Annotated in this window: 17 protein-coding genes; 13 read left to right on the forward strand and 4 right to left on the reverse strand. The window is 75.0% G+C overall.

Features of this window, described 5'->3' with window-relative positions; all coding sequences use genetic code 11:
• Positions 1 to 11: 11 nt before the first annotated feature.
• From ACZ6J5_RS27400 to moeZ, 4 genes are all read left to right on the forward strand, one after another.
• Positions 12 to 1,268, forward strand: coding sequence for a hypothetical protein (locus ACZ6J5_RS27400; RefSeq protein WP_469395874.1), 1,257 nt, complete (start codon positions 12 to 14; stop codon positions 1,266 to 1,268).
• 132 nt (positions 1,269 to 1,400) lie between these two features.
• The gene (locus ACZ6J5_RS27405) at positions 1,401 to 2,360 is read left to right on the forward strand and encodes an NAD-dependent epimerase/dehydratase family protein (protein ID WP_046910969.1); all 960 of its coding nucleotides are present in this window, start codon (positions 1,401 to 1,403) and stop codon (positions 2,358 to 2,360) included.
• Complete coding sequence (locus tag ACZ6J5_RS27410; RefSeq protein WP_469395876.1) at positions 2,348 to 3,100, forward strand: spherulation-specific family 4 protein; 753 nt, start codon at positions 2,348 to 2,350, stop codon at positions 3,098 to 3,100. Before ACZ6J5_RS27405 ends, ACZ6J5_RS27410 begins: the two co-directional genes overlap by 13 nt.
• A gap of 71 nt (positions 3,101 to 3,171) precedes the next feature.
• Positions 3,172 to 4,350 carry an adenylyltransferase/sulfurtransferase MoeZ gene (gene moeZ / locus ACZ6J5_RS27415; protein ID WP_469395878.1) on the forward strand — a complete coding sequence of 393 codons (1,179 nt, stop codon included), beginning with the start codon at positions 3,172 to 3,174 and terminating at the stop codon, positions 4,348 to 4,350.
• Positions 4,351 to 4,427: 77 nt separating this feature from the next.
• On the opposite strand, the gene ACZ6J5_RS27420 is transcribed toward moeZ, so the two are convergent.
• From ACZ6J5_RS27420 to ACZ6J5_RS27430, 3 genes are all read right to left on the reverse strand, one after another.
• The gene (locus tag ACZ6J5_RS27420) at positions 4,428 to 6,008 is read right to left on the reverse strand and encodes an alpha/beta hydrolase (RefSeq protein WP_469395879.1); all 1,581 of its coding nucleotides are present in this window, start codon (positions 6,006 to 6,008) and stop codon (positions 4,428 to 4,430) included.
• 56 nt (positions 6,009 to 6,064) lie between these two features.
• The gene (locus tag ACZ6J5_RS27425; RefSeq protein ID WP_469395881.1) at positions 6,065 to 7,642 is read right to left on the reverse strand and encodes an alpha/beta hydrolase; all 1,578 of its coding nucleotides are present in this window, start codon (positions 7,640 to 7,642) and stop codon (positions 6,065 to 6,067) included.
• Between the two features lie 67 nt (positions 7,643 to 7,709).
• A complete protein-coding gene (locus tag ACZ6J5_RS27430; RefSeq protein WP_469395883.1) occupies positions 7,710 to 10,352 on the reverse strand; it encodes a lysylphosphatidylglycerol synthase transmembrane domain-containing protein in 2,643 nt (880 codons plus the stop codon).
• 203 nt (positions 10,353 to 10,555) lie between these two features.
• Here ACZ6J5_RS27430 and ACZ6J5_RS27435 point away from each other — a divergent pair, with 203 nt between their 5' ends.
• The 7 genes from ACZ6J5_RS27435 (at position 10,556) to ACZ6J5_RS27465 (ending at position 23,022) form a co-directional block, all read left to right on the forward strand.
• The gene (locus tag ACZ6J5_RS27435) at positions 10,556 to 10,897 is read left to right on the forward strand and encodes an MGMT family protein (protein WP_469395885.1); all 342 of its coding nucleotides are present in this window, start codon (positions 10,556 to 10,558) and stop codon (positions 10,895 to 10,897) included.
• 134 nt (positions 10,898 to 11,031) lie between these two features.
• Positions 11,032 to 14,628: an ATP-dependent helicase gene (locus tag ACZ6J5_RS27440; RefSeq protein ID WP_469395886.1), complete on the forward strand. Its 3,597-nt coding sequence runs from the start codon at positions 11,032 to 11,034 to the stop codon at positions 14,626 to 14,628.
• Between the two features lie 291 nt (positions 14,629 to 14,919).
• Positions 14,920 to 15,765, forward strand: coding sequence for a hypothetical protein (locus tag ACZ6J5_RS27445; protein ID WP_469395888.1), 846 nt, complete (start codon positions 14,920 to 14,922; stop codon positions 15,763 to 15,765).
• Between the two features lie 52 nt (positions 15,766 to 15,817).
• The gene (locus tag ACZ6J5_RS27450; protein ID WP_469395890.1) at positions 15,818 to 19,288 is read left to right on the forward strand and encodes a UvrD-helicase domain-containing protein; all 3,471 of its coding nucleotides are present in this window, start codon (positions 15,818 to 15,820) and stop codon (positions 19,286 to 19,288) included.
• Between the two features lie 10 nt (positions 19,289 to 19,298).
• Positions 19,299 to 20,744 carry a dipeptidase gene (locus ACZ6J5_RS27455; protein WP_469395892.1) on the forward strand — a complete coding sequence of 482 codons (1,446 nt, stop codon included), beginning with the start codon at positions 19,299 to 19,301 and terminating at the stop codon, positions 20,742 to 20,744.
• Between the two features lie 30 nt (positions 20,745 to 20,774).
• The gene (gene nudC, locus ACZ6J5_RS27460; RefSeq protein WP_469395893.1) at positions 20,775 to 21,722 is read left to right on the forward strand and encodes an NAD(+) diphosphatase; all 948 of its coding nucleotides are present in this window, start codon (positions 20,775 to 20,777) and stop codon (positions 21,720 to 21,722) included.
• Positions 21,723 to 21,888: 166 nt separating this feature from the next.
• On the forward strand, positions 21,889 to 23,022 hold the full coding sequence (locus tag ACZ6J5_RS27465) for a DUF6183 family protein (protein ID WP_469395895.1): 1,134 nt from the start codon (positions 21,889 to 21,891) through the stop codon (positions 23,020 to 23,022).
• 135 nt (positions 23,023 to 23,157) lie between these two features.
• Here ACZ6J5_RS27465 and ACZ6J5_RS27470 read toward each other — a convergent pair whose 3' ends face one another.
• Positions 23,158 to 23,400, reverse strand: coding sequence for a mycoredoxin (locus ACZ6J5_RS27470; RefSeq protein WP_062752343.1), 243 nt, complete (start codon positions 23,398 to 23,400; stop codon positions 23,158 to 23,160).
• Positions 23,401 to 23,559: 159 nt separating this feature from the next.
• Between ACZ6J5_RS27470 and ACZ6J5_RS27475 the strand changes: the two genes are divergently transcribed.
• Together ACZ6J5_RS27475 and ACZ6J5_RS27480 are read left to right on the forward strand one after the other, a co-directional pair.
• Positions 23,560 to 25,746, forward strand: a complete 2,187-nt coding sequence (locus ACZ6J5_RS27475; RefSeq protein WP_469395898.1) for an ATP-dependent DNA helicase UvrD2 — start codon at positions 23,560 to 23,562, stop codon at positions 25,744 to 25,746.
• Positions 25,747 to 25,917: 171 nt separating this feature from the next.
• Entirely contained in the window at positions 25,918 to 26,301 is a 384-nt protein-coding gene (locus ACZ6J5_RS27480; RefSeq protein WP_469395899.1) for a hypothetical protein, read from the forward strand.
• Positions 26,302 to 26,471 lie beyond the last annotated feature (170 nt).

Genomic DNA, 26,471 nt, shown 5'->3' on the forward strand with positions numbered 1-26,471 from the left:
GAGGCACCCCCATGCGCGGCCCCGCCGCACCCACCAGCCCGGGCCCCTGGGACCCCCGCTCCGAGGCCCTGCTCCGGGCCGCCGCCCCGGTCACGGTCCCGGCCGCGCCGGCCGCCCCGGCCGAGGCGGCGCACCGGCCCGCCGCGACCACCGCCGCCGTCCCGGCGCTCGGCCCCCGCGCCCCCCGGCGCGCCACCGCCGACCCGGTCAAGGCCCTGATGCACCGCCACCGCGCGCTCTGCGAACGGGCCGTCGACCCCCTGGAGATCGCGGCGGGACTGGAGGCGCACGGCGTCACCGACCGCACCGCCGCCCGCTACCGGCACCGCGACGTCTTCTCGCTCGCCGAGGAGCTGTACGCCCGGGTGCCCCGGGGCGACGCCCCGCCCGCCCGCCCCGCGCCCGAGCGCCCCGCCACCGGCTCCACCGCCGCCTGGGCCCTCGCCGCCTGCGCCCCCGGCGCCGTCGCCGCCCTCACCACCGCCGGCCTCGCCCTCACCGGCGGCCCGGCCCGCGCCGCCGTCGGCACCCTCGGCTTCCTCGGCCTCGCCGGGGCCCTCCACCTCGCCGTCCGCCGGGGCCCGCTGCGCGCCGCCGCCCGCACCACCCCCGCCACCGCCCTGTGGACCCTCTGGCTGCTCGGCTACGCGGTCCTCGGCGACGGCCTCCTCGGCCAGCTCCTCTCCGGCGGCCCCGACGGCGCCTGGCAGCTCGTCACCCCCGGCGCCCCCGCCGAAGGCCCCGACGGCGCCTGGCTCCTCGACACCGGCCCGCCGCTCGCCCTCGCCCTGACCGTCGCCCCCGCCGCCTGGTGCGCCCGGCTCTTCGCCGTCCGCGCCCGCCGCCGACTCGCCGCCAGCCGCGGCCTGGACGCCTTCGCCGCCGGCGCCCGGCCGCTGCTCCTCGCCACCCTCGCCCCGCCGCTGGCCCTGCTCGCCGGGCTCCTGGCCCTCACCGGCTTCGACCCCGGCACGCTCGCCCTCGGGGCCCTGCTGCTCCTCGCCCGCCTGCTCGCCGCGCACGGCCTGCCCGAGCCCGCCGGCCACGCCCTCGCGGCCGCCGGCGCCGCCCTGGCCCTCGCCCTGGCCCTCGTCCTCGCCGCCCGCCTGCCGGGCTGCGCCTTCCTCGAAACGCCGGTCCGCTCCCTCGCCGACACCTGGGGCCCCGCCGCCCTGCCGGCCGTCGTGTGCGGCGCCGCGGCCCTCGCCCTCCTGGCCCACGCCACCAGCGCCCTCTCCCGGGCCTCGGCGCACGCCACCGCCCGCTGACCCCTCCCGCCGGCGCACCCGCGGAGCCGACGCCGCGGGCACGCCCTCCGTACCTGGACCACCCCAAGGAGAACCAACAGACATGACGCGCCAACCCCGCACCACGGCCGGTCGGCACGAAGGGGCCGCACGATGAGGGTGCTGCTCCTCGGAGCCAACGGATTCATCGGCCGCTTCGTCGCCGACCGGCTGCTCGCCGACCCGGCGGTGCACCTCACCGCCCTCGGCCGAGGCGACGACGCCGACGTGCGCTTCGACCTCGCGACCGGCAGCCCCGGAGCCCTCACCCGGTTCCTCGACGCCGTCCATCCCGGAGTCGTCGTCAACTGCGCGGGCGCCACCCGAGGCGGCGCCCGCGAACTGACCCGGCACAACACCGTCGCCGTCGCCACCGTCTGCGAGGCCCTGCGCCGCAGCGGCTGCGGCGCCCGGCTCGTCCAGGTCGGCTGCGCCTCCGAGTACGGGCCCAGCCAGCCCGGCTCCTCCACCGCCGAGGACGCCGTGCCCCGCCCCGGCGGCCCGTACGGCGTGTCCAAGCTGGCCGCCACCGAACTCGTCCTCGGCTCCGGCCTCGACGCGGTCGTCCTGCGGGTCTTCTCGCCGGTCGGCCCCGGCACCCCGGCCGGCTCCCCGCTCGGCCGGCTCGCCGAGGCCATGCGCCGCGCCATGCAGGCCGGCGACGGCGAGCTCAAGCTCAGCGGACTGGGCGTGCAGCGCGACTTCGTGGACGTCCGCGACGTCGCCCGCGCCGTCCACGCCGCCTCGCTCTCCGCCGCCCAGGGCGTCGTCAACATCGGCACCGGCCGCGCGGTCCGGCTCCGCGACGCCGCCGCCGTGCTGGCCCGGGTCGCCGGCTTCGCGGGCACCCTGCACGAGCTGGACGGGCCGCCGCCGCGCCCGGTCATCGGCGCCCCGCGCACCGAGACCATCGCCGAGCAGCTCGCCGCCGCCCCCTTCCCGTACCCCGACGGCTGCGGGCCCTGGCAGCAGGCCGACGTCCGCACCGCCCGGGACCGGCTCGGCTGGCGCCCCCGGATCAACCTGGAGGAGTCGCTGGCGGACATCTGGATGGAGGCGGCGTGTCGCATCTAGCCGCCACCGGGACGGCGCTGGCGATGGGGGTGGGCGTCCCCGGCTACGCCCACCCCCTGCTCGCCCCGGTCGAGTGGGCCGAGCTCACCCGGCCGGGCACCCCGCTCCACTGGGCCGTGCTCAACGTGGCCGAGGGCCCCGGCGCCCGGCCCGACCCGCACTGCCTGGAGGCCGCCGGGAAGCTGCGCAACGCGGGGGGCAGGGTGCTCGGCCACCTCGACCTGCGGCACGGCTCCCGGCCCTTCGGGGAGCTCGTCTCGGACGCCCAGCGCTTCCTCGACTGGTACCGCACGGACGGCTTCTACCTGGACCGGGCGCCCGTCGACCGGGCCGACCTCGCGGCGGTGCGGCGGCTGTCGGCGACCCTGGAGGCGCTGCTGGACGGGGAGCGCGGCGGCCGGGAGGCGCATCTGGTGCTGGGCCACGGCACCCACCCGTACCCCGGCTACGCGGAGGCGGCGGACCAGCTCGTCACCTTCTCCGGGGCCTGGGCGGACTACCGCTGGTCGCAGGTGGCGGAGTGGACGGCGGACTACCCGGCGGGGAAGTTCGTGCACCTGGTCCACGGGGTGCCCCGGACCCACCTGGAGGAGGCCCTGCGGATCGCCCGCTGGCAGGGGGCCGCGACGGTCTTCTTCACCGACCGTCGGGGGCAGCCGGGGCAAACCGACCAATTCCACACCCTGCCCGGCTACTGGGACGAAATTGTCTCGCGTATCGGACGGGGTGTCTCGGAATGAGGAGCGGCGTGGCAGTGTTGTCGGCAGCACCACCGTAGTGAAATACCGACCAGAGTATTGATGAGGTCTCCGTGTCGCTGCCACCCCTGGTCGAGCCGGCTGCCGAGCTCACCGTTGACGAGGTCCGCAGGTACTCCCGCCACCTGATCATCCCGGACGTCGGGATGGACGGGCAGAAGCGGCTCAAGAACGCGAAGGTGCTCTGTGTGGGCGCGGGCGGCCTCGGCTCGCCCGCCCTCATGTACCTGGCCGCGGCCGGCGTCGGCACGCTCGGCATCGTGGAGTTCGACGAGGTCGACGAGTCGAACCTGCAGCGCCAGATCATCCACAGCCAGGCGGACATCGGCCGCTCCAAGGCCGCGTCCGCGCGGGACTCGGTCCTCGGCATCAACCCGTACGTGAACGTGATCCTCCACGAAGAGCGGCTTGAGGCCGAGAACGTGATGGACATCTTCGGCCAGTACGACCTGATCGTCGACGGCACCGACAACTTCGCGACCCGGTACCTGGTCAACGACGCCTGCGTGCTGCTGAACAAGCCGTACGTCTGGGGCTCGATCTACCGCTTCGACGGCCAGGCCTCGGTCTTCTGGTCCGAGTACGGCCCCTGCTACCGCTGCCTCTACCCGGAGCCCCCGCCGCCGGGCATGGTCCCCTCCTGCGCCGAGGGCGGCGTGCTGGGCGTGCTCTGCGCGTCCATCGGCTCCATCCAGGTCACCGAGGCCATCAAGGTCCTGGCCGGCGTGGGTGACCCGCTGGTCGGCCGCCTGATGATCTACGACGCCCTGGAGATGCAGTACCGCCAGGTGAAGGTCCGCAAGGACCCGGACTGCGCGGTCTGCGGCGAGAACCCGACCGTCACCGAGCTCATCGACTACGAGGCCTTCTGCGGCGTCGTGTCCGAGGAGGCCCAGGAGGCGGCGCTCGGCTCGACGATCACTCCCAAGCAGCTCAAGGAGTGGATCGACGACGGCGAGAACATCGACATCATCGACGTCCGCGAGCCGAACGAGTACGAGATCGTCTCGATCCCGGGCGCCCGCCTGATCCCGAAGAACGAGTTCCTGATGGGCACCGCCCTCCAGGACCTCCCGCAGGACAAGCGGATCGTCCTGCACTGCAAGACGGGCGTCCGCAGTGCGGAGGTCCTCGCCGTGCTCAAGGCCGCGGGCTTCGCGGACGCCGTGCACGTCGGCGGCGGCGTGATCGGCTGGGTCAACCAGATCGAGCCCGGGAAGCCGGTCTACTAGGACCCACGCGTTCCGACGGAAGGGCCCGGACCTCGCACGAGGTCCGGGCCCTTCCGCGTACTCCGCCGCCCGTGTCGTCAGGAGCACTTCGTGCCGTACGCGGGCACCTTCCCGTCCAGGAAGTACGCGTCGACCGTCCGCGTCACGCACGCCGAGGAGCCGTACGCCCCGTGCCCCTCGCCCTCGTTGCTGACGAGCACGCCGACCCCGGCGCCCAGCGCCTTCGCCATCCGCTCGGCGCCCTCGTACGGGGTGGCCGGGTCGCCCGTGGTGCCGACGACGAGGACCGGGGCCGCGCCGGGCGCGCTCGCGTCCTGCCGGGTCTCCGCCCCCTTCACCGGCCAGTTCGCGCACCAGCCGGCCGTGTCCCAGGCCAGGAACTCGCCGAACACCGGCGACAGGCGGCGGAATTCGGGCAGCAGGGCGCGGGCCTGGTCGAGGGTCGGCCGCTCGGCCGAGTCGGCGCAGGAGATCGCCCGCTGGGAGTGCGACTGGGTGGCGTAGTGGCCGGACTCGTCCCGGTCGTCGTACCAGTCGGCGAGCCGCAGCAGCTCCTCGCCGTCGCCCCGCTCCGCGGCGGCCAGCGCCGAGGTGAGCAGCGGCCAGCTCTCCCGCGAGTAGAGCGGCATCACCACGCCGGTCAGGGCCAGCGACTCGGTCAGCCGCCGGTCGCCGACGGGCAGCGGGGCGCCGTCGAGCCGCTCCAGCAGCCGGGTGATCCGCCGCGTGCCGGCCTTCGGGTCCTGCCCGGTGGAGCGCAGGTAGTTGTCGAGGGCCCGCTGGAAGCCGACGGTCTGGTTGCGGGCGTGCCCGACGCTGTCGGCGGTCGGGTCGACGACGGCGTCGAGGACGAGCCGCCCGACGTTCTTCGGGAAGAGGTGGGCGTAGGCGGCGCCGAGCTGTGTCCCGTACGACATCCCGAAGTAGTTGAGGCGCGCGTCGCCGAGGACCTGGCGGATCAGGTCGAGGTCGCGGGCGGTGGCGGCGGTCGTGGTGTGCGGGATGACCGTGCCGGAACGGCGGGCGCAGCCGGCGCCGAAGGCGGTGGCGTCGTCGAGGAACCGCTTCTCCTCGGCGGGCGTGTCCGGGGTGTGGTCGACCGTGCGCTCGGCGGCGTCCTGCTCGGCGTCGTCCCGGCAGACCACCCCGGCGCTGCGGCCGACCCCGCGCGGGTCGAAGCCGACCAGGTCGTAGCGGCGGCCGAGGGCGCCGTACTCGCTCGCCCCGCGGGGCAGGATGTCCACGCCGGAGGCGCCGGGCCCGCCGAAGTTGAAGAGCAGCGAACCGGCCCGTGCCCGCCGGTCGGTGGCCTCCTTGCGGATCAGCGCGACCGGGATCGTCTCGCCGTCCGGCGCCGCGTAGTCGAGCGGCACCCGGACCTCGGCGCAGCGCCAGGCGGAGCCCGGCGCCTCGCCGCCCTCGGGGGCCGCGCAGCGCTTCCACGAGGGGCGCTGCCCGGTGAGCGAGGCCGGCAGGCCCGCGGTGCCCTTGGCGTCGCCGGAGGCCGGGGGAGGAGTGGCGGAGCGCTTCGGGGGCGGTGTCGTGCTGCCCGGGCCCGGCGCGCCGCCGGGGTCCGCGCAGCCGGCGGCGAGCACTCCCAGCAGCGCGAGCGCCGCGCCCGCGAGCCCCCTGTTCGTGCGCGCGCCCGTACCCGACATGAGCGACCCCCCCCGTGTTCCGTACCGGACCGCCATCGTAGGCGGCGGTCCCGGGCTCAGGAGCAGACGGTCCCGGCGGCGGGCACCTTGCCCTCCAGGAGGTACGCGTCGGTGGCGCGCTTCACGCAGGCGCTGCCGCTGCTGTAGGCGCCGTGGCCCTGTCCCTTGTACGTCAGCTCGACGCCGACACCCGGGCCGAGGGCGTCCACCATCGAGCGGGCGCCCTCGTAGGGGGTGGCGGGGTCGCCGGTGTTGCCGATCACCAGGACCGGGGCGGAGCCGGGGGCGGAGACGTCCGGGTGGTCCCAGGAGCCCGGCACCGGCCACTGGGCGCAGCTGGACAGCGCCCAGGCCATGTAGTCGCCGAAGACGGCGGAGGCCTTGCGGAACTCGGGGACGCGCTCCTTGGCCTGGCCGAGGGTGTAGCGCTGCTTGAAGTCCACGCAGTTGATGGCCGCGTTGGCGGCCTGGATGTTGCTGTAGCTCCCGGTCTGGTTGCGTCCGTTCATGGAGTCGGACAGGGCGAGCAGGAGGGCTCCGTTGCCGCCGTCGGCCTCGTCGAGCCCCTGCTCCAGATAGGGCCAGAACTCCTTGGAGTACAGCGACTGGGCGATGCCGTTGGTGGCCTGGGTCTGGGTGAGCATCCGGTCGCCGATGCCGGGGATCGGTTTCTTGTCGAGCTGGGCGAGCAGGTCGGTGATGAAGCCCTCGATCTCGGCGACGCTGCCGCCGGGCAGCGCGCAGGCGTCGCCTCGGCCGACGCAGTCCTTGGCGAAGTTGTCGAGGGCGAGCTGGAAGCCCTTGGCCTGGCCGAGCGCGCCCTCCTCGACCCCGGCGGCCGGGTCGACGACGGCGTCGAAGACGGCGCGCCCGACGTTCTTCGGGAAGAGGTGCGCGTAGACGCCGCCGAGCTCGGTCCCGTACGAGATGCCGAAGTAGTGCAGCTTGTCGTCGCCGAGGACCCGCCGCATCAGGTCCATGTCCCGGGCGGCGTTCTCGGTTCCGACGTACGGGAGTTCGGGGCCCGCGTCCTTCTCGCAGCCGGCCGCGTACTTCTTCTGCGCCTCGTCGAGGACCCGTTCCTCCTCGGCGTCGTCGGGCGTGAAGTCGAGGGCGTAGTAGGAGTCGAGCTCCTTGTCCGAGGCGCACTCGACGGGCTCGCTGCGGCCGACCGCGCGCGGGTCGAAGGAGACCAGGTCGTAGCGGGAGCGCAGGGACTCGAAGTCGGAGGCGAAGCCGGGCAGTCCGGTGATGCCGGAGCCGCCGGGCCCGCCGAAGTTGAAGAGCAGCGAGCCGATCCGCTGCTTCCGGTCACGGGCCTTGGCCCGGATCAGGGCCAGGTCGACGGTGTCGCCGTCGGGCTTGGCGTAGTCGAGCGGCGCGGCCATGAAGGAGCACTCCCACGTCGCGCCGTCGGGCAGCGGGGAGGGCGCGGGCCCACCGCCCTCCGCCGGGGACGGCGGCAGGCACGGGGACCACTCCGGCTTCTGCGCGGCGAGCCGGTCGAGCCCGGTGGGCCCGCTGCTCGCGGGCGCCACGGCCCCCGAGGAGCCGTTGCCGTCCGAGCATCCGGCGGCGAGGAGCACGGTGGACGCGGTGAGCAGGGCGACGCGCTGAGCTGCGGAGATCGGCATGACCCCATCGTGATCCGCCCTCGGTCGGCCCGCGCGGGAGGTGGTCCATGCGGGTGGCGGGCGTCCCTTACAGCGCCTCGCGCCTGCTCAGCCAGTTGAAGCAGATCCAGCCGGGCAGCACCGGCAGCCACAGCGTCAGCAGGCGGTAGAGCAGCACCGCCGGGGTGGCGACCTCGATCGGGAGGCCGACCGCGACCAGGCCGAAGGTCAGCGCGCCCTCGACCGCGCCGACGCCGCCGGGGGTCGGCGCCGCCGAGCCGAGCGCGTTGCCCGCGAGGAAGACGACGGCGACGCTGGCGTAGCTGACCGTCACCTCGCCGTGCCCGAAGGCGCGGATCGAGGCGTCCAGGCAGAACACGAACGCGCCGGTCAGCAGCAGCATCCCGCCGATCCCGGTGACCAGCTTCATCGGCCGCTGGAGCACGTCCAGCATGCGCGGCACCACGCCCGCGAACAGCGAGCGCAGCCGGGTGGAGACGAACTTGCGCATGAACGGGATCGCCGTCACGACCAGGACCAGCACGGCGACCGTCAGCAGGCCCGCGATGACGGTCCTGGACGGCGAGAAGGACTGCGACTTCTCCGTACCGGTCAGATAGCCGAAGGAGAGCAGCAGCAGGATGTGCGCCCCGAGCCCGAAGAGCTGCGAGGCGCCGACGCTGGCGACCGCGAGCCCCGGGCGCACGCCCGCGCGCTGGAGGAAGCGGGTGTTCAGGGCCACGCCGCCGACCGCCGCCGGGGCGACGATCTTCACGAAGGAGCCGGCGACCTGCGCCACCACCGTCCGCCAGAAGCCGACCCGCTCCGGCACGAAGCCGAGCAGGCTCATCGCCGCCGCCAGATAGCTGAGCGCCGAGAAGACCACGGCCGCCGCGACCCACCGCCAGTCCGCCTCGCTGACCGTGGACAGCGGGGTGCGGGCGATCTGCGAGAGCAGGAAGTACGCGGCGACGGCGCCCGCGATCAGGCTGACCAGGGTGCGCGGCTTGATCCGCTCCAGGCGGACCGGCACCACCGGGGCCTGCGGCCGGATCCGCAGCACCTGGTGCCGGATCTGCGCGAGCAGGTCCTCCTCGCGGGCCTCGTCCAGGGCCTCGTCCAGCGCCCGCTTCTCGGCCTTCTTGTCGGCCTGCTTCTCCGCGCGGGCGACCTTCCGGTCGGTCTCCAGGTTCGCCTGGGCGCGCGCCTCCGCGCGGGCCTGCCGGGCGGCCTCGGAGGCGGCCAGCACCGCCTCGCGCTCCCGCGCGGAACGCTCCCGGGCCCGCCGCCGCAGCTCCGCGCGGGTCGAGCGGCTGAGCGCGATCGGCTGGAGCAGCGGCAGGCAGTCGGCGATGGCGTCGGGGCCGAGCACCTCGACGGCCGCGGCGACCGCCCGCTCGGCGCCGACCCGCAGTCCGAGGGTGGTGAGCAACTGGGCGATGTCCATCCGCAGGACCAGGTCCCCGGCGGCGATCTCACCGCCCCGCAGATCCGTCAGGATCACCTTGCCGGAACGATCCACCAGAATCGCGTCCCCGGCGAGCCTGCGGTGTGCGATCCGCCGCGACTGGAGCGCCCTCACCTGGCGCCAGGCGCTGCGCACGAGCTCGTCGGTGATCTCCTCGTCGTCCAGCGAGTCGAGGCTCCGGCCGCCGAGGTGCTCGTAGACCAGCATCACCGCGTCCGGGCCGAGCTCGGAGGTGGCGATCAGCTTCGGTGCGTTGGCGCCGGCCGCGATCGCCGCGTAGGCGAGCAGCGCCTCCTGCTCCAGGGCCTGGCGCAGCGAGACGATCGAGCGGCGGGTGGTGATGGTGCGCAGGGTGATGCGGCGCCAGGCCCGGTAGAAGAAGCCGTGCGCCTGCTGTTCGCGGTCGACGACGGTGACGTCGAGCGGCGGCCCGTCCTCCAGGGTCACGATGTAGCGGCGGCCCCGGTCGCCGCTGTCCGCCGCCTCCGGCACGCCCTCGGCGCGCAGCGCGGTCACCGGCCGGAAACCGACCCGGCGCAGGCCCGCGAGGAGCGTCTGGCCGGTCGGCCGGACGTTGGGGGAGCCGACCGCGTAGAGCGTCCCGTAGGCCACGGTCCAGCCGATCAGCACGGTCAGGATGATCGAGAGCGCGGTGGTGTAGCCGGCGACCAGCATGGTGAAGGCGTCGAGCAGCAGCACCATCCACAGCACCACCCGCCAGCGCGGTCTGCGGGCCATGCCGACGGCGGTCATGTACGCGATGACCGGGGCGAGGTAGTTGTGGACGGGGTCGGTGAGCCCGCCGCCGGACTGCGGCTGGGTCAGCGCGTCCTGGATGGTGCCGGGCGCCCCGTTGGCCACCCACAGGTCGGTGGCGAGGGTGACGCCGTGCGCCAGGACCGCCGCGAGCACGCCGTCGGCGATCCGCAGCCCGTCCCGTTTGATCAGCCGTTCGATCGCGAAGGCGACCGGTACGAGCAGCACCGCGATCGAGGAGACGAGCCCCGCGATCTTGACGAAGACGTCGGGGGCGCCGCCGGCGCCCTTGTTGATGTCCTGCTCCAGGCCGGAGGTGGTGCCGTGGGCGAAGGCGGCGATGGCGAGGACGACGGCGATGGCCAGGATGCCCACGAGCAGGCGCATCAGGTCCGAGGGGCGGTGGACCCGGGCCGCGAGCAGCGGCTCGTCGCCGGAGACGTGCTCGGGCAGCTTGGACGGCGCCTCGCCGGGAGACTCCCCCGGAGGCTGGATGTCGTGCCCCATCACCATGTCCGTCTCTGCGTGCCGTGTCGTGGCGGCCCGTGCCGCCGTGTCGTCTCTCGGGGGCTCCGATGCCCCCGCCGTCCCTGCCGTCGCTTGTTCTTGTTCTCGTATCACCAGTCACCGTCCGCGCATGATGGTGGCATGAAGCGGGGCCGCGCGGAGGCATCAGGGGGTTGTCGGTGCGGTGCGGCAGGATGACCTGAATGGAGAACGAGGAGCTGCCCGAGCTGCCCGATTATGCGGAACGGGTCCTTCAGGCCGTCGAGGAGATCCCGCCCGGCCGGGTGATGACCTACGGGGACGTCGCCGAGTACGTGGGAGAGGGCGGCCCCCGCCAGGTCGGCCGGGTCATGGCGCTGTACGGCGGACCGGTGCCCTGGTGGCGCGTCGTCCGCGCGGACGGCACCCCGCTGCCCGGCCACGAGCGACGTGCCCTTGGTCACTACCGGGCCGAGGGCACCCCGCTGCGGCAGCCCCCCGGCGGCGGCCCGGTCCGGCTGGACATGCGGCGGGCGCGCTGGGACGGCACGGCCCCGGCCGGCTGAGCCGAGGGCGGGCCACGCGCCCCCGGGTCGCCGCGGGGATCGCGTACCGTCGAAGCTCGCGCCCGTCACCCGAGCACCCCGCCGGGCGCCCCGAGCTTCCCGCCCACCATCCACCAGCAGGACCGGCGACCCACGTGACTTCCTCCTCCACCCTCACGGCTGTGCGGGGCCCCGGCGCGTACCGCCTGGTGCGCACCGTGCCGACGCCGGTGCGGCCCCCTGAGCTGGACGCAGCGCAGCGCGCGGTGGTTGACCACGACGGCGGACCCCTGCTGGTCCTCGCCGGCCCCGGCACCGGCAAGACGACGACGCTGGTGGAGGCGGTGGCGGCCCGCGTGGAGGCGGGCGCCGACCCCGAGCGGCTCCTCGTGCTCACCTTCAGCCGCAAGGCGGCCGTCGAGCTCCGCGACCGGATGGCCGCCCGGCTCGGCGGCCGGCGGCCCCCGCAGGCCACCACCTTCCACTCGTACTGCTACGCCCTGATCCGCGCCCACCAGGACGCCGAGCTCTTCGCCGAACCGCTGCGGCTGCTCTCCGGGCCCGAGCAGGACCTCGCCGTCCGCGAGCTGCTCGCCGGGCAGATCGACCTGGAGAAGGCGGGCCTCGGCGGGGTCCGCTGGCCCGGCGAACTGCGCGCCTGCCTCACCACCCGAGGCTTCGCCGACGAGGTCCGCGCCGTCCTCGCCCGCTCCCGCGAGCTGGGACTCGGCCCGCGGGCCCTGGCGGAGTTCGCCCGCCGCGTCGGGCGCCCCGACTGGCGGGCGGCGGCCGGCTTCCTCGCCGAGTACCTCGACGTCCTCGACCTCCAGGGCGTCCTCGACTACACGGAGCTGGTCCACCGCGCGGTGCTCCTCGCCGAGTCGGCCGCCCCCGGCACCCTCCCCGGGTACGACGCGGTCTTCGTCGACGAGTACCAGGACACCGACCCGGCGCAGGTCCGGCTGCTGCGGGCGCTCGCGGGCGGCGCCGGGCGCACGGTGCTCGCCTTCGGCGACCCCGACCAGTCGATCTACGCCTTCCGCGGCGCCGACGTCAACGGCATCCTCGACTTCCCGGCGGCCTTCGGCGGCACGGTCCGCGTCCTCGGCACCTCCCGCCGCTCCGGCGCCGGACTGCTCGCCGCCACCCGCCTGCTCACCCAGCGGATGCCGCTGTCCCGGCTCCCCGCCGACAAGGCACGCGCCCACCGCGCGCTGACGCCGGTACGGGACGGGGGCCGGGTGGAGGTCTACACGTACCCGACCGCCTCCACCGAGACCGACAACATCGCCGACCTGCTGCGCCGCGCGCACCTGGAGGACGGCGTCCCCTGGCACGAGATGGGCGTCCTCACCCGCGCCGCCGCCCACCTCCCGTCCCTCCGCCGCGCCCTGACGTCGGCGGGCGTCCCGGTCGAGACGGACGCCGCCGACACCCCCCTGCGCCACGAACCGGCGGTGGCCCCGCTGCTGCTGGCCCTGCGCGCGGCGGCGTCGGGGGAGCCGGGCGCGGGCGGCGCGGGCTCGGCGGGGGCTGAGGCTGGAGGGGCGGAGGCCGACGAGGCGGCGGCGGGCGCGGGCGCTGACGGTGTGGGGGCCGACGAGTTCGGCGGGGCCGGGGCGGCCGGTGAGGCGCCCCGTGGGGCCGCTGTGGCCGCTGTGGCCGTCATCGGCGCGGGCGTCGATGACGATGACGATGACGATGACGATGCGGACGGGGACGGGGACGGGGAGGCCGACGCGGCTGACGATGCCGACGGGGCTGCCGACGCCGACGGGGACGCCGACGCCGCCGAGCCGGTCGCCGACGGGGTCGCCGACGGGGTCGCCGACGCCGCCGGGCGGGTCGCCGACCCCGAGCCCGCCGCCGGCGCCCCCTCCTGGCTCGACGTCGAGACCGCCGTCTCGCTGCTCGCCTCGCCGCTCGCCGGGATGGACCCCGCCGACCTGCGCCGCCTGGGGCGCGCGCTGCGGGACGAGGAGCGGGCCGGGGGGAACGCCGTGCCCGCGCCCTCCGACGTGCTGCTCGCGCGGGCGCTCGCGGAGCCCGAGCGGCTGGTCGCGCACGACCGCTCGTACGCCGGCGGCGCCAGGCGGCTCGGCGAGCTGCTGCGCACCGCGCGGGCCCGGCTCGCGGCGGGCGGCACCGCCGAAGAGGCCCTGTGGCTGTTCTGGAACGGCACTTCCTGGCCCGCCCGGCTCGAACGGTCCTCCCTGCGCGGCGGCCCGGCCGGCCGCAACGCCGACCGGGACCTGGACGCCGTCTGCGCCCTCTTCGAGACCGCCGCCCGCGCGGAGGACCGGGTCGGCGGGCGCGGCGCGCTCAACTTCCTGGAGGAGCTCGACGCCCAGGACATCGCCGCCGACACCCTCACCCGCCGCCACACCCGCCCCGACGCCGTCCGCCTGATGACCGCGCACCGCGCCAAGGGCCTGGAGTGGCGCCTGGTCGTCGTCGCGGGCGTCCAGGAGGGCCTCTGGCCCGACCTGCGGCGGCGCGGCTCCCTCCTGGAGGCCGACCGCATCGGCCGCGACGGCCTCGCCGAGCCGCTGACCCCCGGCGCCCTGCTCGCCGAGGAGCGCCGCCTCTTCTACGTCGCCGCCACCCGCGCCCGCGAACGGCTCGTCGTCACCGCCGTCAAGGCCCCCGCCGAGGACGGCGACCAGCCCTCCCGCTTCCTCGGCGAGCTCGGCACCGAGGCCAAGGACGTCTCCGGCCGCCCCCGCCGCCCGCTCGCCGTCGCCGCCCTCGTCGCCGAGCTCCGCGCCACCACCGTCGACCCCGACGCCTCCCCGGAGCTGCGCGCCGCCGCCGCCGACCGGCTCGCCCGGCTCGCCGCCCTCAGCGACGAGGAGGGCACCCCGCTGGTCCCCGCCGCCCACCCGGACCGCTGGTGGGGCCTGGCCGAGCCGACCCGCAGCGGCGTCCCGCTGCGCGACCGCGAGCAGCCGGTGGCGCTCTCCGGCTCCGCCCTGGACCAGCTCGCCAACACCTGCGCCCTCCAGTGGTTCCTGGGCCGCGAGGTCAAGGCCGACGCCCCCGCCACCGCCGCCCAGGGCTTCGGCAACGTCGTCCACGTCCTCGCCGACGAGGTCGCCTCCGGCCGCACCCCGGCCGACCTCGACGTCCTGATGGCCCGCCTGGACTCCGTCTGGGAGGCCCTCGCCTTCGACGCTCCCTGGAAGTCCGCGCAGGAGAAGGAGAACGCGCGCGCCGCCCTGGAGCGCTTCCTGCGCTGGCACGTCATGGACCGGGCCGGCCGCACCCCCGCCGCCACCGAGCACGGCTTCGACGTCACCCTCGCCGCCGGCGCGTACCAGGTCCGCATCCGAGGCTCCATGGACCGCGTCGAGACCGACGAGCAGGGCCGTGCCTACGTCGTCGACTTCAAGACCGGCAAGTCCGCCCCCACCAAGGACGAGGTCGCCCACCACCCCCAGCTCGCCGTCTACCAGCTCGCCGTCCGCGAGGGCGCCGTCGACGAGGTCTTCGGCGGCCGGACGCCCGAGCCCGGGGGCGCCGAACTCGTCCAGCTCCGCCAGGCCGCGCCCAAGAAGGAGGGCGGCGACGCCCTCCCGAAGGTGCAGGCCCAGCAGCCCCTCGAAGGGGAGTGGGTCGGCGAACTCCTCGCCTCCGCGGCCGGCCGCGTCCTCGACGAGCGCTTCACCCCCACCACCGGCCAGCACTGCGCGAACTGCTCCTTCCGCGCCTCCTGCAGCGCCCGCCCCGAAGGCCGCCACGTCGTGGAGTAGCCCCCCGCGCGAAGCCGCTGCCCGGCCCCGGGCGAAGCCGTGGCGCCTTCCCGCGCGCAGCCGTGGCGCACTCCCGCGCGAAGCCGCCCGGCGCCTTCCCGCCCGGCACCCTCCCGCGCGGAGCCCTCCCGCGCGGAGCCCTCCCGCGCGGAGCCGCCCGGCACACCGCGCGCAGCTGCGGCCCGCCCCGCGCGGGAGCCGCCCCGCGTCGCCCGCGCCCCGCGCGGAGTCGCGCGGACCGGGCCGCTCGGGCAGGCTGGAAGACCGGGGTGAACCCGCGAGGAGGCTCGCATGGCGTCCCACCGCACCACCAAGCTCCGCGCCGCCGCCACCGTGTGCGCGGTCTGCGCCGCCGTGATCGCGGGCGGCGGACCCGCCGCCCTGGCCGCCCAGCCACCGCCACCGGCCTCCGCCCCGGCCCCGCTCCTCCCCGCCCCGGCCCCCAGCCCCTCCGCCGACCCCTTCCGGGGCCTCAGCGCCGACCAGATCGCCGACCGGGCCGTCGCCGCCACCCAGTCCGCGACCTCGCTGCGCATGACCGGCCGGGTCAGCTCCGGCGGCCAGCCGCTGGACGTCGACTTCTCCGTCGACGACCACGACCGGTGCACCGGCGTGGTCAAGATCCAGGGCGGCGCCGCCGAACTCCGCCGGTCCGACGGCATCACGTACATGAAGGGCGACGAGCGCTTCTGGCGGGCCTCCATGACCTCCCAGGGCATGTCCGAACCCGAGATCTCCGCCACCATCGAACTGCTCAAGGGCCGCTGGCTGAAGATCACCCCCGGGCAGGCGGGCAGCAGCGACCTGAGCGGCGTCTGCGACCTGAAGTCGCTCCTCGCCGACCTCGGCAACGACAAGGCCGAGCGCACCGGGCTCAGCCGAGGCCCCGACGCCACCGTCGCCGGCACCCCCGTCGCGACCCTCGTCAAGCACAAGGCGGGCGGCGAGACCACCACCGTCTCCGTCTCCGAACGCGGCAAGCCGTACATCCTCAAGACGGTCAAGACCGGCGGCCGGGAGCCGGGCGCCATCGTCCTCTCCGCGTACGACAAGCCCGTCAAGGTCGTGATCCCGCCCGCCGACGAGACCGTCGACCTCTCCAAGCTGGACCAGGGCGGCGGCACCGCCCCCGCGTGACGCGGCTCTCGCCGGGACCGGGATGTCCGAGGTGCCCGTTAGCCTCTTTGGAGTGACCGCACGCATCACCGATCCCGAGCAGCTCAAGGAGCTCCTCGGCATCCCGTTCACCCCGGAGCAGACGGCCTGCATCATCGCGCCGCCCGCCCCGCAGGTCATCGTGGCCGGAGCCGGCTCCGGCAAGACGACGGTCATGGCCGCCCGCGTGGTCTGGCTGGTCGGCACCGGCCAGGTCGCCCCGGAGCAGGTCCTCGGGCTCACCTTCACCAACAAGGCCGCCGGCGAGCTCGCCGAGCGCGTCCGCACCGCACTCGTCCGGGCCGGGGTCACCGACCCCGACGTCATCGACCCCGACGACCCCCCGGGCGAGCCCCGCATCTCCACGTACCACGCCTTCGCCGGGCAGCTCCTCACCGACCACGGCCTGCGCATCGGCCTGGAGCCCACCTCCCGGCTGCTCGCCGACGCCACCCGCTACCAGCTCGCCGCCCGCGTGCTGCGCGAGGCCCCCGGCCCGTACCCCGCGCTCACCAAGTCCTTCCCGACCCTGATCGGCGACCTCCTGGCGCTCGACGCCGAGCTCTCCGAGCACCTCGTCGCGCCGGGAGACCTCGCCGCCCACGACACCGGGCTGCTCGACGCCCTCTCCCGCGCCAAGCTCACCAACGCCGACCTGCGCAAGGTCCCCGAGGCCGCCGCCGCCCGCCGCGAGCTCCTCGACCTCGTCGTGCGCTACCGCGCGGCCAAGCGCTCCCGCGACCTCCTCGACTTCGGCGACCAGATCGCCCGCTCCGCCGAGCTCGCCACCACCCGCCCCGAGGTCGGCGCCCTCCTCCGCGACGAGTACCGGGTCGTCCTCCTCGACGAGTACCAGGACACCTCCGTCGCCCAGCGGCTCCTGCTGTCCGGCCTCTTCGGCCAGGGCACCGGCCACGCCGTCACCGCCGTCGGCGACCCCTGCCAGGCCATCTACGGCTGGCGCGGCGCCTCCGTCGCCAACCTCGACGACTTCCCCGAGCACTTCCCGTACCGCGACGGCAGCCCCGCCACCCGCTTCGCCCTCTCCGAGAACCGGCGCAGCGGCGGACGCCTCCTCGACCTCGCCAACGGGCTCGCCGCCCCCCTGCGCGCCCTGCACGAGGGCGTCGAGGCGCTGCGCCCCGCCCCCGGCGCCGAGCGGGACGGCTCCGTCCGCGTCGCCCTGCTGCCCACCCACGCGGAGGAGACGGACTGGCTCGCCGACTCCCTCGCCCACCTCGTCCGCACCGGCACCGCCCCCGGCGAGATCGCCGTCCTGTGCCGCACGGCCACCGACTTCCCCGCGATCCAGGCCGCCCTCGTCGCGCGGGACGTCCCCGTCGAGGTCGTCGGCCTCTCCGGGCTGCTCCACCTCCCCGAGATCGCCGACCTCGTCGCCGTCTGCGAGGTCCTCCAGGACCCCGGAGCCAACGCCTCCCTGGTCCGCCTCCTCACCGGCCCCCGCTGGCGCATCGGCCCCCGCGACCTGGCCCTCCTCGGCCGCCGCGCCCGGCTCCTCGTGCACCGCCCCGGCGACGGCTCCGACGACCCGGACCAGCGCCTCGCCGCCGCCGTGGAAGGCGTCGACCCGGCCGAGGTGATCTCCCTCGCCGACGCCCTCGACACCTTCCTGGACTCCGGCGGCCAGGACGACGGCCTGCCCTTCTCCGCCGAGGCCCGGGTCCGCTTCGCCCGCCTCGCCGCCGAGCTGCGCGCCCTGCGCACCTCGCTGGCCGACCCCCTCATGGACGTCCTGCACCGGGTGCTGCACGCCACCGGCCTGGAGGTCGAGCTCTCCGCCTCCCCGCACGCCTTGGCCGCCCGCCGCCGCGAGACCCTGTCCGGCTTCCTCGACATCGCCGCGGGCTTCGCCTCCCTCGACGGCGAGGCCACCCTGCTCGCCTTCCTCGGCTTCCTGCGCACGGCCGCGCGGTACGAGAAGGGCCTGGACCACGCGCTGCCCGGCGGCGAGAACACCGTCAAGGTGATGACCGCGCACAAGTCCAAGGGCCTGGAGTGGGACGTCGTCGCCGTGCCGGGCCTGGTCGCGGGACAGTTCCCGTCCGCCCGCGCGCGCGAGTCCTGGACCTCGCAGCCCCAGGTCCTGCCGTACGCGCTGCGCGGCGACACGGCCACGCTGCCCGCCGTCGACGGCTGGGACGCCAAGGCCCTCACCGCCTTCAAGAACGCCCTGCGCGACCACCAGCACACCGAGGAGCTCCGCCTCGGCTACGTGACCTTCACCCGCCCCCGCTCCCTCCTCCTGGGCTCCGCCCACTGGTGGGGCCCGGCCCAGAAGAAGCCCCGCGGCCCCTCCGACTTCCTCGACGCCCTCTACGCCCACTGCGCGGCGGGCCACGGCGAGATCGAGGCGTGGGCCGAGGCCCCGGAGGAGGGCGCGGAGAACCCCCTGCTGTCCCAGGAGCTCCAGGACCGGGCCTGGCCCCTGCCGCTGGACGCGGACAGCCTGCGGCGGCGCCGGGAGGCGGCGGAGCAGGTCGTCTCCCGCCTGTGGGCGCACGGTCCCGCCCCCGTACGGGCGCCCGCCGCCGAGGACCCGCACCCCGAGGACCTCTGGCTCCCGGAAGAGCCGGAGCCGGAGCCGGAGTGGGAGCCGGAGTGGGACGAGGCGCCGGAGCCCGGCCCGGCCCCGGACCAGGACGGGACCCCGGCTGCGCACGGGCGCCCGGAGGTCCCCGCCCAGCGGCACCGGCCCGCGCCGCCGCCGCGGTCCCCGGAGGACACGCGGCCGCCGTCCCCGGAGGACGAGCCGCCGCTGTCGCCGGAGGACGCCCGGACCATCGCCTCCTGGGACCGGGACCTCACCGCCCTCACCGCGGAGCTCCACCGCACCCGCGCCGCCACCAAGGACGTCCTCCTCCCCGCCTACCTCTCCGCCTCCCAGGTCCTCCGCCTCGCCGCCGACCCCGACGGCTTCGCGAAGGAGCTGGCCCGGCCCATGCCGAAGCCGCCGCAGCCCGCCGCGCGGCGCGGCACCCGCTTCCACGCCTGGGTGGAGTCGCGGTTCGAGGAGCTGCCGCTGCCGCTCCTCGGCCCGGAGGAGCTGCCCGGCGGCGAGGAGTTCGCAGGCGAGCCGGAGATCGTGGACGAGCGGGACCTGGAGGCGCTCAAGGAGGCGTTCGGCCGCACCCCGTACGCCCACCGCGCCCCGTACCGGGTGGAGATACCGGTGCACCTCACCCTCGCGGGGCGGGTGGTCCGGGGCCGGATCGACGCCGTGTACCGGGACCCGGAATCCGGCGCGTACGAGATCGTCGACTGGAAGACCAGCCACCTGCGCACCGCCGATCCGCTCCAGCTCGCGATCTACCGGCTCGCCTGGGCCGAGCAGCACGGACTCGCGCCGGAGGAGGTCGCCGCCGCCTTCGTCTACGTACGGACCGGGGAGGTCGTGCGCCCCGCGCGGCTGCCCGGACGGGCCGGCCTGGAAGCGCTGCTGCTGGGCGGGGACTCCCCGGACGGGGAGTCCGCCGATGCCGGATAGGCTCGGAGCCATGAGCAGCCAGACCCCGGACAACGCCGTCCGTCCCGTCAGCACCGCCCACGCCGAAGCCGTCCGGGCGTACGTCGCCCAGAATCGTGCCGCCTTCCTCGACGAGCTCGCCGAGTGGCTGCGCATCCCCTCGGTCTCGGCGGAGCCAGCGCGCGCGGACGACGTGCGGCGCAGCGCCGACTGGCTGGCGGACCGGCTGACGAGGACGGGCTTCTCGACCGTGGAGGTCTGGGAGACCGACGGCGCCCCGGCGGTCTTCGCCGAGTGGCCCTCGGGGGAGCCGGACGCGCCGACGGTGCTGGTCTACGGCCACCACGACGTGCAGCCCGCGGCGCGCGAGGACGGCTGGCACACGGAGCCGTTCGAGCCGACGGTCGTCGACGGGCGGATGTACGCGCGGGGCGCGTCCGACGACAAGGGCCAGGTGTTCTTCCACACCCTCGGCGTCCGTGCCCACCTCGCCGCGACCGGCCGCACCGCGCCCGCGGTCAACCTGAAGCTGCTCGTGGAGGGCGAGGAGGAGTCCGGTTCGCCGCACTTCCGCGCCCTGGTGGAGGAGCGCGCGGACCGGCTGGCGACCGACATCGTGATCGTCTCCGACACCGGCATGTGGTCCGAGACCACCCCGACCGTGTGCACCGGGATGCGCGGGATCGCCGACTGCGAGATCGACCTGTACGGCCCCGACCAGGACATCCACTCCGGCTCCTTCGGCGGCGCGGTGCCGAACCCGGCCACGATCGCGGGCCGGATCGTCGCCGCCCTGCACGACGCGGACGAGCGGGTCGCCATCCCCGGCTTCTACGACGGGGTGACCGAGCTCTCCGAGGCCGAGCGGGCGCTCATCGCCGAGCTGCCCTTCGACGAGGCGGGCTGGCTGACCACCGCCACGTCGCACGGCACCCTCGGCGAGGCGGGCTTCTCGACGCTGGAGCGCGTCTGGGCCCGCCCGACGGCCGAGGTCAACGGCATCGGCGGCGGCTACCAGGGCCCCGGCGGGAAGACGATCGTCCCCGCCGCCGCCCACCTGAAGCTGTCCTTCCGGCTGGTCGCCGGACAGGACCCGGCGTACATCGAGAAGGTCGTCCGCGACTGGCTGGCGGGCCTGGTCCCGTCCGGCGTCCGGTACGAGATCGTCTTCGGCGCCCCGACCCGGCCGTGCCTGACCCCGCTGGACCACCCGGCGCTGGAGGCCGTGGCCGGCGCGATGAGCCTGGCCTTCGACGGCGCCAAGGTCCGCTACACCCGCGAGGGCGGCTCCGGCCCCGCCGCCGACCTGCAGGACGTGCTCGGCGCCCCCGTGCTGTTCCTGGGCATCTCGGTGCCCTCCGACGGCTGGCACGCCCCGAACGAGAAGGTCGAGCTCGACCTCCTCATGAAGGGCGTCGAGGCCACCGCGTACCTCTGGGGCGACCTGCCCGCCGCCCTGAGCCGCCCGAACGCCTGATCCACCGATCCGGGGGAGTTGGAAGCACCTGTGAGCACCTTCCGTTACGAGGCCGCGGACCGTCCGATCGGACTGACCGCGCCGAGCGGCATCGACCGCGCCGCCCACCACCGCCTGGACGAGGCGTGGCTGGCGGCGGCCTGGAGCCACCCCACGACCCGGGTGTTCGTGGTCTCGGGCGGCCAGGTGCTGATCGACGACACGCCGGACGGCCGCACCGAGCTGGTGATGACCCCGGCCTTCGAGGCCCCGGTCACCGAGACCCACCGCTACTTCCTGGGCACGGACGCCGACGGCGTCTCGTACTTCGCGCTCCAGAAGGACAGCCTGCCGGGCCGCATGGACCAGTCCGCCCGCCCGGCCGGACTGCGCGAGGCGGGGCTGCTGCTCTCGCCGCGCGAGGCGGGCCTGATGGTGCACGCGGTGGCGCTGGAGAACTGGCAGCGGCTGCACCGCTTCTGCTCGCGCTGCGGCGAGCGGACCGTGGTGGCGGCGGCCGGACACATCCGCCGCTGCCAGGCCTGCGGCGCCGAGCACTACCCGCGCACCGACCCGGCGGTGATCATGCTGGTCACGGACGACCAGGACCGCGCGCTCCTCGGCCGCCAGGTGCACTGGCCGGAGGGCCGCTTCTCGACCCTGGCCGGCTTCGTCGAGCCGGGCGAGTCCATCGAGCAGTCGGTGGCGCGCGAGGTCTTCGAGGAGGCGGGGGTCACGGTCGGCGAGGTCGAGTACGTGGCCAGCCAGCCCTGGCCCTTCCCGTCCAGCCTGATGCTGGGCTTCTTCGCCCGCGCGACCTCCTCCGAGATCGCGGTGGACGGCGAGGAGATCCAGGAGGCCCGCTGGTTCTCCCGCGAGGACCTGACCGCCGCCTTCGAGTCGGGCGAGGTCCACCCGCCGTACGGCATCTCGATCGCCTCCCGCCTGATCGAACTCTGGTACGGCAAGCCCCTCCCGAAGCCGGGCGACGCGGTCTGACCCCCCGAGGAACACGAAACAGCCCCCTCCGGCCATGCCGGAGGGGGCTGTTTTCAGCCAAGGGCCTCCTCGGGCCTCGTTGCCTCGTCGGGTCCCGCCGGGTCCCGGTTTTCCGGGGACCAAGGACTCTCTCCCGGCGGCCTCGACCCCTCCTACGCTCGGGCTCGTGGAACAAGATCGAATAGCGAAGATCGTGGCCGAGCTGCCGGAACTGGACGACATCGACGACGTGAATCGGCTGATCGACCGCCGGCTGGAGGAGGGGGACGCCGCTTTCGTGGCGGACCTCGGGATCGCCCTGATCAGGCGCTGCCTCTCCGAATCCGACCCGGCGGTCCAGTACACCGAGGTCTTCGGGCATCTCCTCGACGGGCTCGCGCTCCGTCCCGCAGCGGAGAACGTCCGGCACCTGCCGCGGCTGCTCGCCGCACGGGGGGTTACCGGACTGGACCGGTTCACCGCCTCGATGCTCGCCTCGAACCAGCCCGTGTCGCATCTGGCCGAGGTCTTCCGTGACGACGCCCCCGCACCGGAGCCGGAGGAACTCCGCGCCTGCCTGCTCCATGAGCTCGCCCTCCGCGGCACGGACCTGGACCAGGTGCCCGGGCTCGCCCGGTGGGCGGCCTCGCCGTCCATGGCCCGGCATCCGCTGAGCTGGCTGCCGCCGACCGCGGTGGAGGCGGAGGCGAGTCCGCCCCTGCCTCGCTACGCGATCGGCTCGGGCTCCGCTTCGCTGCCGTGGCTGCGTCCCCTCTCCGGCACCGGGACCACCGGCCCGGAACTCCTCCCCTCCGCGGTCGAGACGACCACGGAGGAGGTCTCGGCCCGGATGGCGGCGGCGGTGGCCAACTGGTGCGAGGAGTCCAACGGGCGGACCGAGGCGAGGACCTTCGTGTTCGACACGCCACTGGACCCCCGTTCCGTGCCCCGCGCGCTCACGGAGCTGCACCTGCGCTGCCTGGCGGAGCCGTACCGGGAAGAGCCGGCGACGGTCGTCGAACGCCCGCTGACGGCCGTCTGGGGAATCCTCTTCGCCGCCGCGTCCGGCGGCGGGGCCTACAACTGGGGCGAGCACGGCGCCTACGGGCGCCTGTCGGCCTGGCGGTCCCTCGGCGCGCTCGCGGGCTGTGCGCCCGACGCCCCCTTTGCCGAGGTGGAGGCGCGGGTGCGGAGCTGCACCTGGTACGTCTTCCAGGCGGCCACGCCCTGGTACCACCTCGTGGCCTGGGACATCGGAGTGGCCGCCCTGACTGCGGACGGACGGGACCTCGCCGTGCTGGCGGCGACGGACACCGACTGACCCGCTCCGGGCGCCGGGACGGGACCCCGGTACCCGGCACGGGACCCCGGTACCCGGGCCGGGTACGACGAAGGCCCCCGCCGGAGCGGGGGCCGGTCCGCACGCACGGCGGGGCCCAGCGGGCCTCGGCCGGGCTCAGGCGCCGATCTTCTGCTTGACCTGGGCGAGCGACGGGTTCGTCAGGGTCGAGCCGTCCGGGAAGAGGACGGTCGGGACGGTCTGGTTGCCGCCGTTGGCCTTCTCGACGAACGCGGCCGAGTCCGGGTCCTGCTCGATGTTGATCTCCGTGTACGCGATGCCCTCGCGGTCCATCTGGCTCTTCAGCCGGCGGCAGTAGCCGCACCACGTCGTGCTGTACATCGTCACAGTGCCCTGCATGGCCTGGCGCTCCTCTTCTCGCGGTCGGGTCCGAGGGAAGAACGTACGCGGTGACCCGGCCATTCCCGGATCCGGCCCCCTTCGTCGTTCATATGACCGGCGCCACATCCCTGTGGACGAGCCGCCGCACGCGCCGACGGGACCTGGCAGCATGGCGGAGTGACAGCAGCAACGCCCCCCACTCTCTTCCCGCGGGTCCCCGAGACGCCCGACGCGGTGCTCGACGGGCTCGACCCCGAGCAGCGCGAGGTCGCCCTGGCCCTGCACGGACCGGTGTGCGTGCTGGCCGGAGCGGGCACGGGCAAGACCCGCGCCATCACCCACCGCATCGCCTACGGGGTCAGGGCGGGCATCCTGGCGCCCGCGAGCGTGCTCGCCGTCACCTTCACCAACCGCGCCGCAGGCGAGATGCGCGGCCGGCTCCGCCAGCTCGGCGCGGGCGGCGTCCAGGCCCGCACCTTCCACTCCGCCGCCCTCCGCCAGCTCCAGTACTTCTGGCCGAAGGCGGTCGGCGGCGAGCTGCCCCGGCTGCTGGAGCGCAAGGTCCCGCTCGTCGCCGACGCCGCCGCCCGCTGCCGGATCCGCCTCGACCGCAACGAGCTGCGGGACGTCACCAGCGAGATCGAATGGGCCAAGGTCACCCAGACCGTCCCCGCCGACTATCCGGCCGCCGTCGCCAAGTCGGTCCGCGAGGCCCCGCGCGACCCCGCCGAGATCAGCCAGGTCTACGCGATGTACGAGCAGCTCAAGCGCGACCGGGACGTCATCGACTTCGAGGACGTGCTGCTGCTCACCGTCGCCATCCTCCAGGACCGGCACGACATCGCCGACCAGATCCGCCGCCAGTACCAGCACTTCGTGGTGGACGAGTACCAGGACGTCTCGCCGCTCCAGCAGCGCCTGCTCGACCTGTGGCTCGGGGACCGCGACACCCTGTGCGTGGTGGGCGACGCCAGCCAGACCATCTACTCCTTCACCGGCGCCACCCCCGACCACCTGCTGAACTTCCGGGTCCGCCACCCGGAGGCGACGGTCGTCAAGCTGGTCCGCGACTACCGCTCCACCCCCCAGGTCGTCCACCTGGCCAACGGGCTGCTCGGCCAGGCCCGCGGCCGGGCCGCCGAGCACCGCCTGGAGCTGGTCTCCCAGCGCGACCCGGGCCCCGAGCCCCGCTACGCGGAGTACGGGGACGAGCCCGCCGAGGCGGAGGGCACCGCCCGCCGGATCCGGGACCTGATCGCCGCCGGCGTCCCGGCCGGCGAGATCGCCGTGCTCTACCGGATCAACGCGCAGTCCGAGGTCTACGAGCAGGCCCTGGCCGACGCCGGCGTCCCCTACCAGCTGCGGGGCGCCGAGCGCTTCTTCGACCGCGAGGAGGTCCGCAAGGCGGGCGTCGCCCTGCGCGGCGCCGCCCGCGCCGGGGGGAACGACGCGCTCCTCGACGACGTCGACGACCTGCCCGCCCAGGTCCGCGCGGTGCTCTCCAGCACCGGCTGGACCGAGCGCCCGCCGACCGGCTCCGGCGCGGTCCGGGACCGCTGGGAGTCGTTGGCCGCGCTGGTCCGGCTCGCCGAGGACTTCTCCCGGGCCCGGCCCGGCGCCACCCTCTCCGACCTGGTCGCCGAGCTCGACGAGCGGGCCGCCGCCCAGCACGCGCCCACCGTCCAGGGCGTCACGCTGGCCTCGCTGCACGCCGCCAAGGGCCTGGAGTGGGACGCCGTCTTCCTGGTCGGCCTCGCCGAGGGCATGATGCCGATCACCTACGCCAAGACCGACGAGCAGGTCGAGGAGGAGCGCCGGCTGCTCTACGTGGGCGTGACCCGGGCCCGGGTCCACCTGACGCTCTCCTGGGCGCTCTCCCGCTCCCCGGGGGGCCGCGCCTCCCGGCGCCCCACCCGCTTCCTGACCGGCCTGCGGCCCGGCACCGGGGCGCGCGGGACGGCCGGGGCGGGAGGCGGCGGCGGGATCGAGCGCGGCGCCGCCGGGGGCCGCCCCGAGCGGCGCGGGCGGCGCGGTCCGGCCCGCTGCCGGGTCTGCGGGACCACCCTCACGGACGCCGGCGAGATGAAGCTGATGCGCTGCGAGGACTGCCCGTCCGACATGGACGAGGGGCTGTACGAGCGGCTGCGCGACTGGCGGGCCGGACAGGCCGGCCTGCTGGGCCAGCCGGCCTATTGCGTGTTCACCGACAAGACGCTCATGGCGATCGCCGAGCGGGTCCCGGAGTCCGACGGGGAGCTCGCCGCGATCCCCGGGGTGGGCGTCCGCAAGCTCGGCCGCTTCGGGGCCGACGTTCTCGCCATCTGCGCAGGTGAGGACCGTGGAGGAAGCGACGACGAGACCTGAGGAAAACTCGTCGGAAAAATAGTTTGCGCCCGCCCCGTCAAGCCCCATAGGTTCTTAACCACGGAAACAGCGGCTTCTTCGAAGCCCTGTCTTCGTGCTGTACTTGTCCAAATGAACATGAGGGTCCGGCTCACCCCGAGCCCTCCGAGACGCCGAGAGGAGGCGATTCCAGTGATCAGCATCATCGAGAACATCAAGACCAGCACCGCCAAAATGACCGATCGCTCGGTCGTCTCCGCCTGCGCTCTCGGCTCGATCGTCGACGCGTCCGTGTCTGTCTCGGCTTCGGCCTCGGCGTCCTTCGCGACCTCGGCTCTCCTGGGCAGCTCTCTCCCTGGCACCGGTATGCCCGTTCTCGGCATGACCGCCCTGCTGGTCGAGCGGCCGGAGACCAATGAGCGACCGACCAAGGCACTGGAAGCAGGAGTAGCGGGCAAGGCCATGGTTTATGGCTTTGCGGCGACCGGTGCCGGTTTCGAGACGACGCAGCAGACGACGCAGCACCACCTGATGTGGGCCTTCCGTGGGCTCGAACCCTGGAGTGATCCAGCCTGATCTTCGATCAGGCCGGCGCCTTCAGGGCCGCGGAACCCCACCCGGGATCCGCGGCCCTTCTGTTTGTCCCCGAACGGGGACGACGGACCGAAGGGGCCTCGGGACCAGTAGCAACCGGTACCAGCAGAGATCCCGGCCCACCGGCCGGAACGACAGACGAGGAAAAGACA

Source organism: Streptomyces sp. NPDC042100, assembly GCF_055582325.1.

Bases quoted from the DNA above. Each gene is read 5' to 3' on its own strand.
- ACZ6J5_RS27430 (WP_469395883.1), bottom strand. From the start codon at position 10,352: ATGGGGCACGACATCCAGCCTCCGGGGGAGTCTCCCGGCGAGGCGCCG.
- ACZ6J5_RS27405 (WP_046910969.1), top strand. From the start codon at position 1,401: ATGAGGGTGCTGCTCCTCGGAGCCAACGGATTCATCGGCCGCTTCGTC.
- ACZ6J5_RS27470 (WP_062752343.1), bottom strand. From the start codon at position 23,400: ATGCAGGGCACTGTGACGATGTACAGCACGACGTGGTGCGGCTACTGC.
- ACZ6J5_RS27455 (WP_469395892.1), top strand. From the start codon at position 19,299: ATGAGCAGCCAGACCCCGGACAACGCCGTCCGTCCCGTCAGCACCGCC.
- ACZ6J5_RS27400 (WP_469395874.1), top strand. From the start codon at position 12: ATGCGCGGCCCCGCCGCACCCACCAGCCCGGGCCCCTGGGACCCCCGC.
- ACZ6J5_RS27425 (WP_469395881.1), bottom strand. From the start codon at position 7,642: ATGCCGATCTCCGCAGCTCAGCGCGTCGCCCTGCTCACCGCGTCCACC.
- ACZ6J5_RS27435 (WP_469395885.1), top strand. From the start codon at position 10,556: ATGGAGAACGAGGAGCTGCCCGAGCTGCCCGATTATGCGGAACGGGTC.
- ACZ6J5_RS27420 (WP_469395879.1), bottom strand. From the start codon at position 6,008: ATGTCGGGTACGGGCGCGCGCACGAACAGGGGGCTCGCGGGCGCGGCG.
- ACZ6J5_RS27445 (WP_469395888.1), top strand. From the start codon at position 14,920: ATGGCGTCCCACCGCACCACCAAGCTCCGCGCCGCCGCCACCGTGTGC.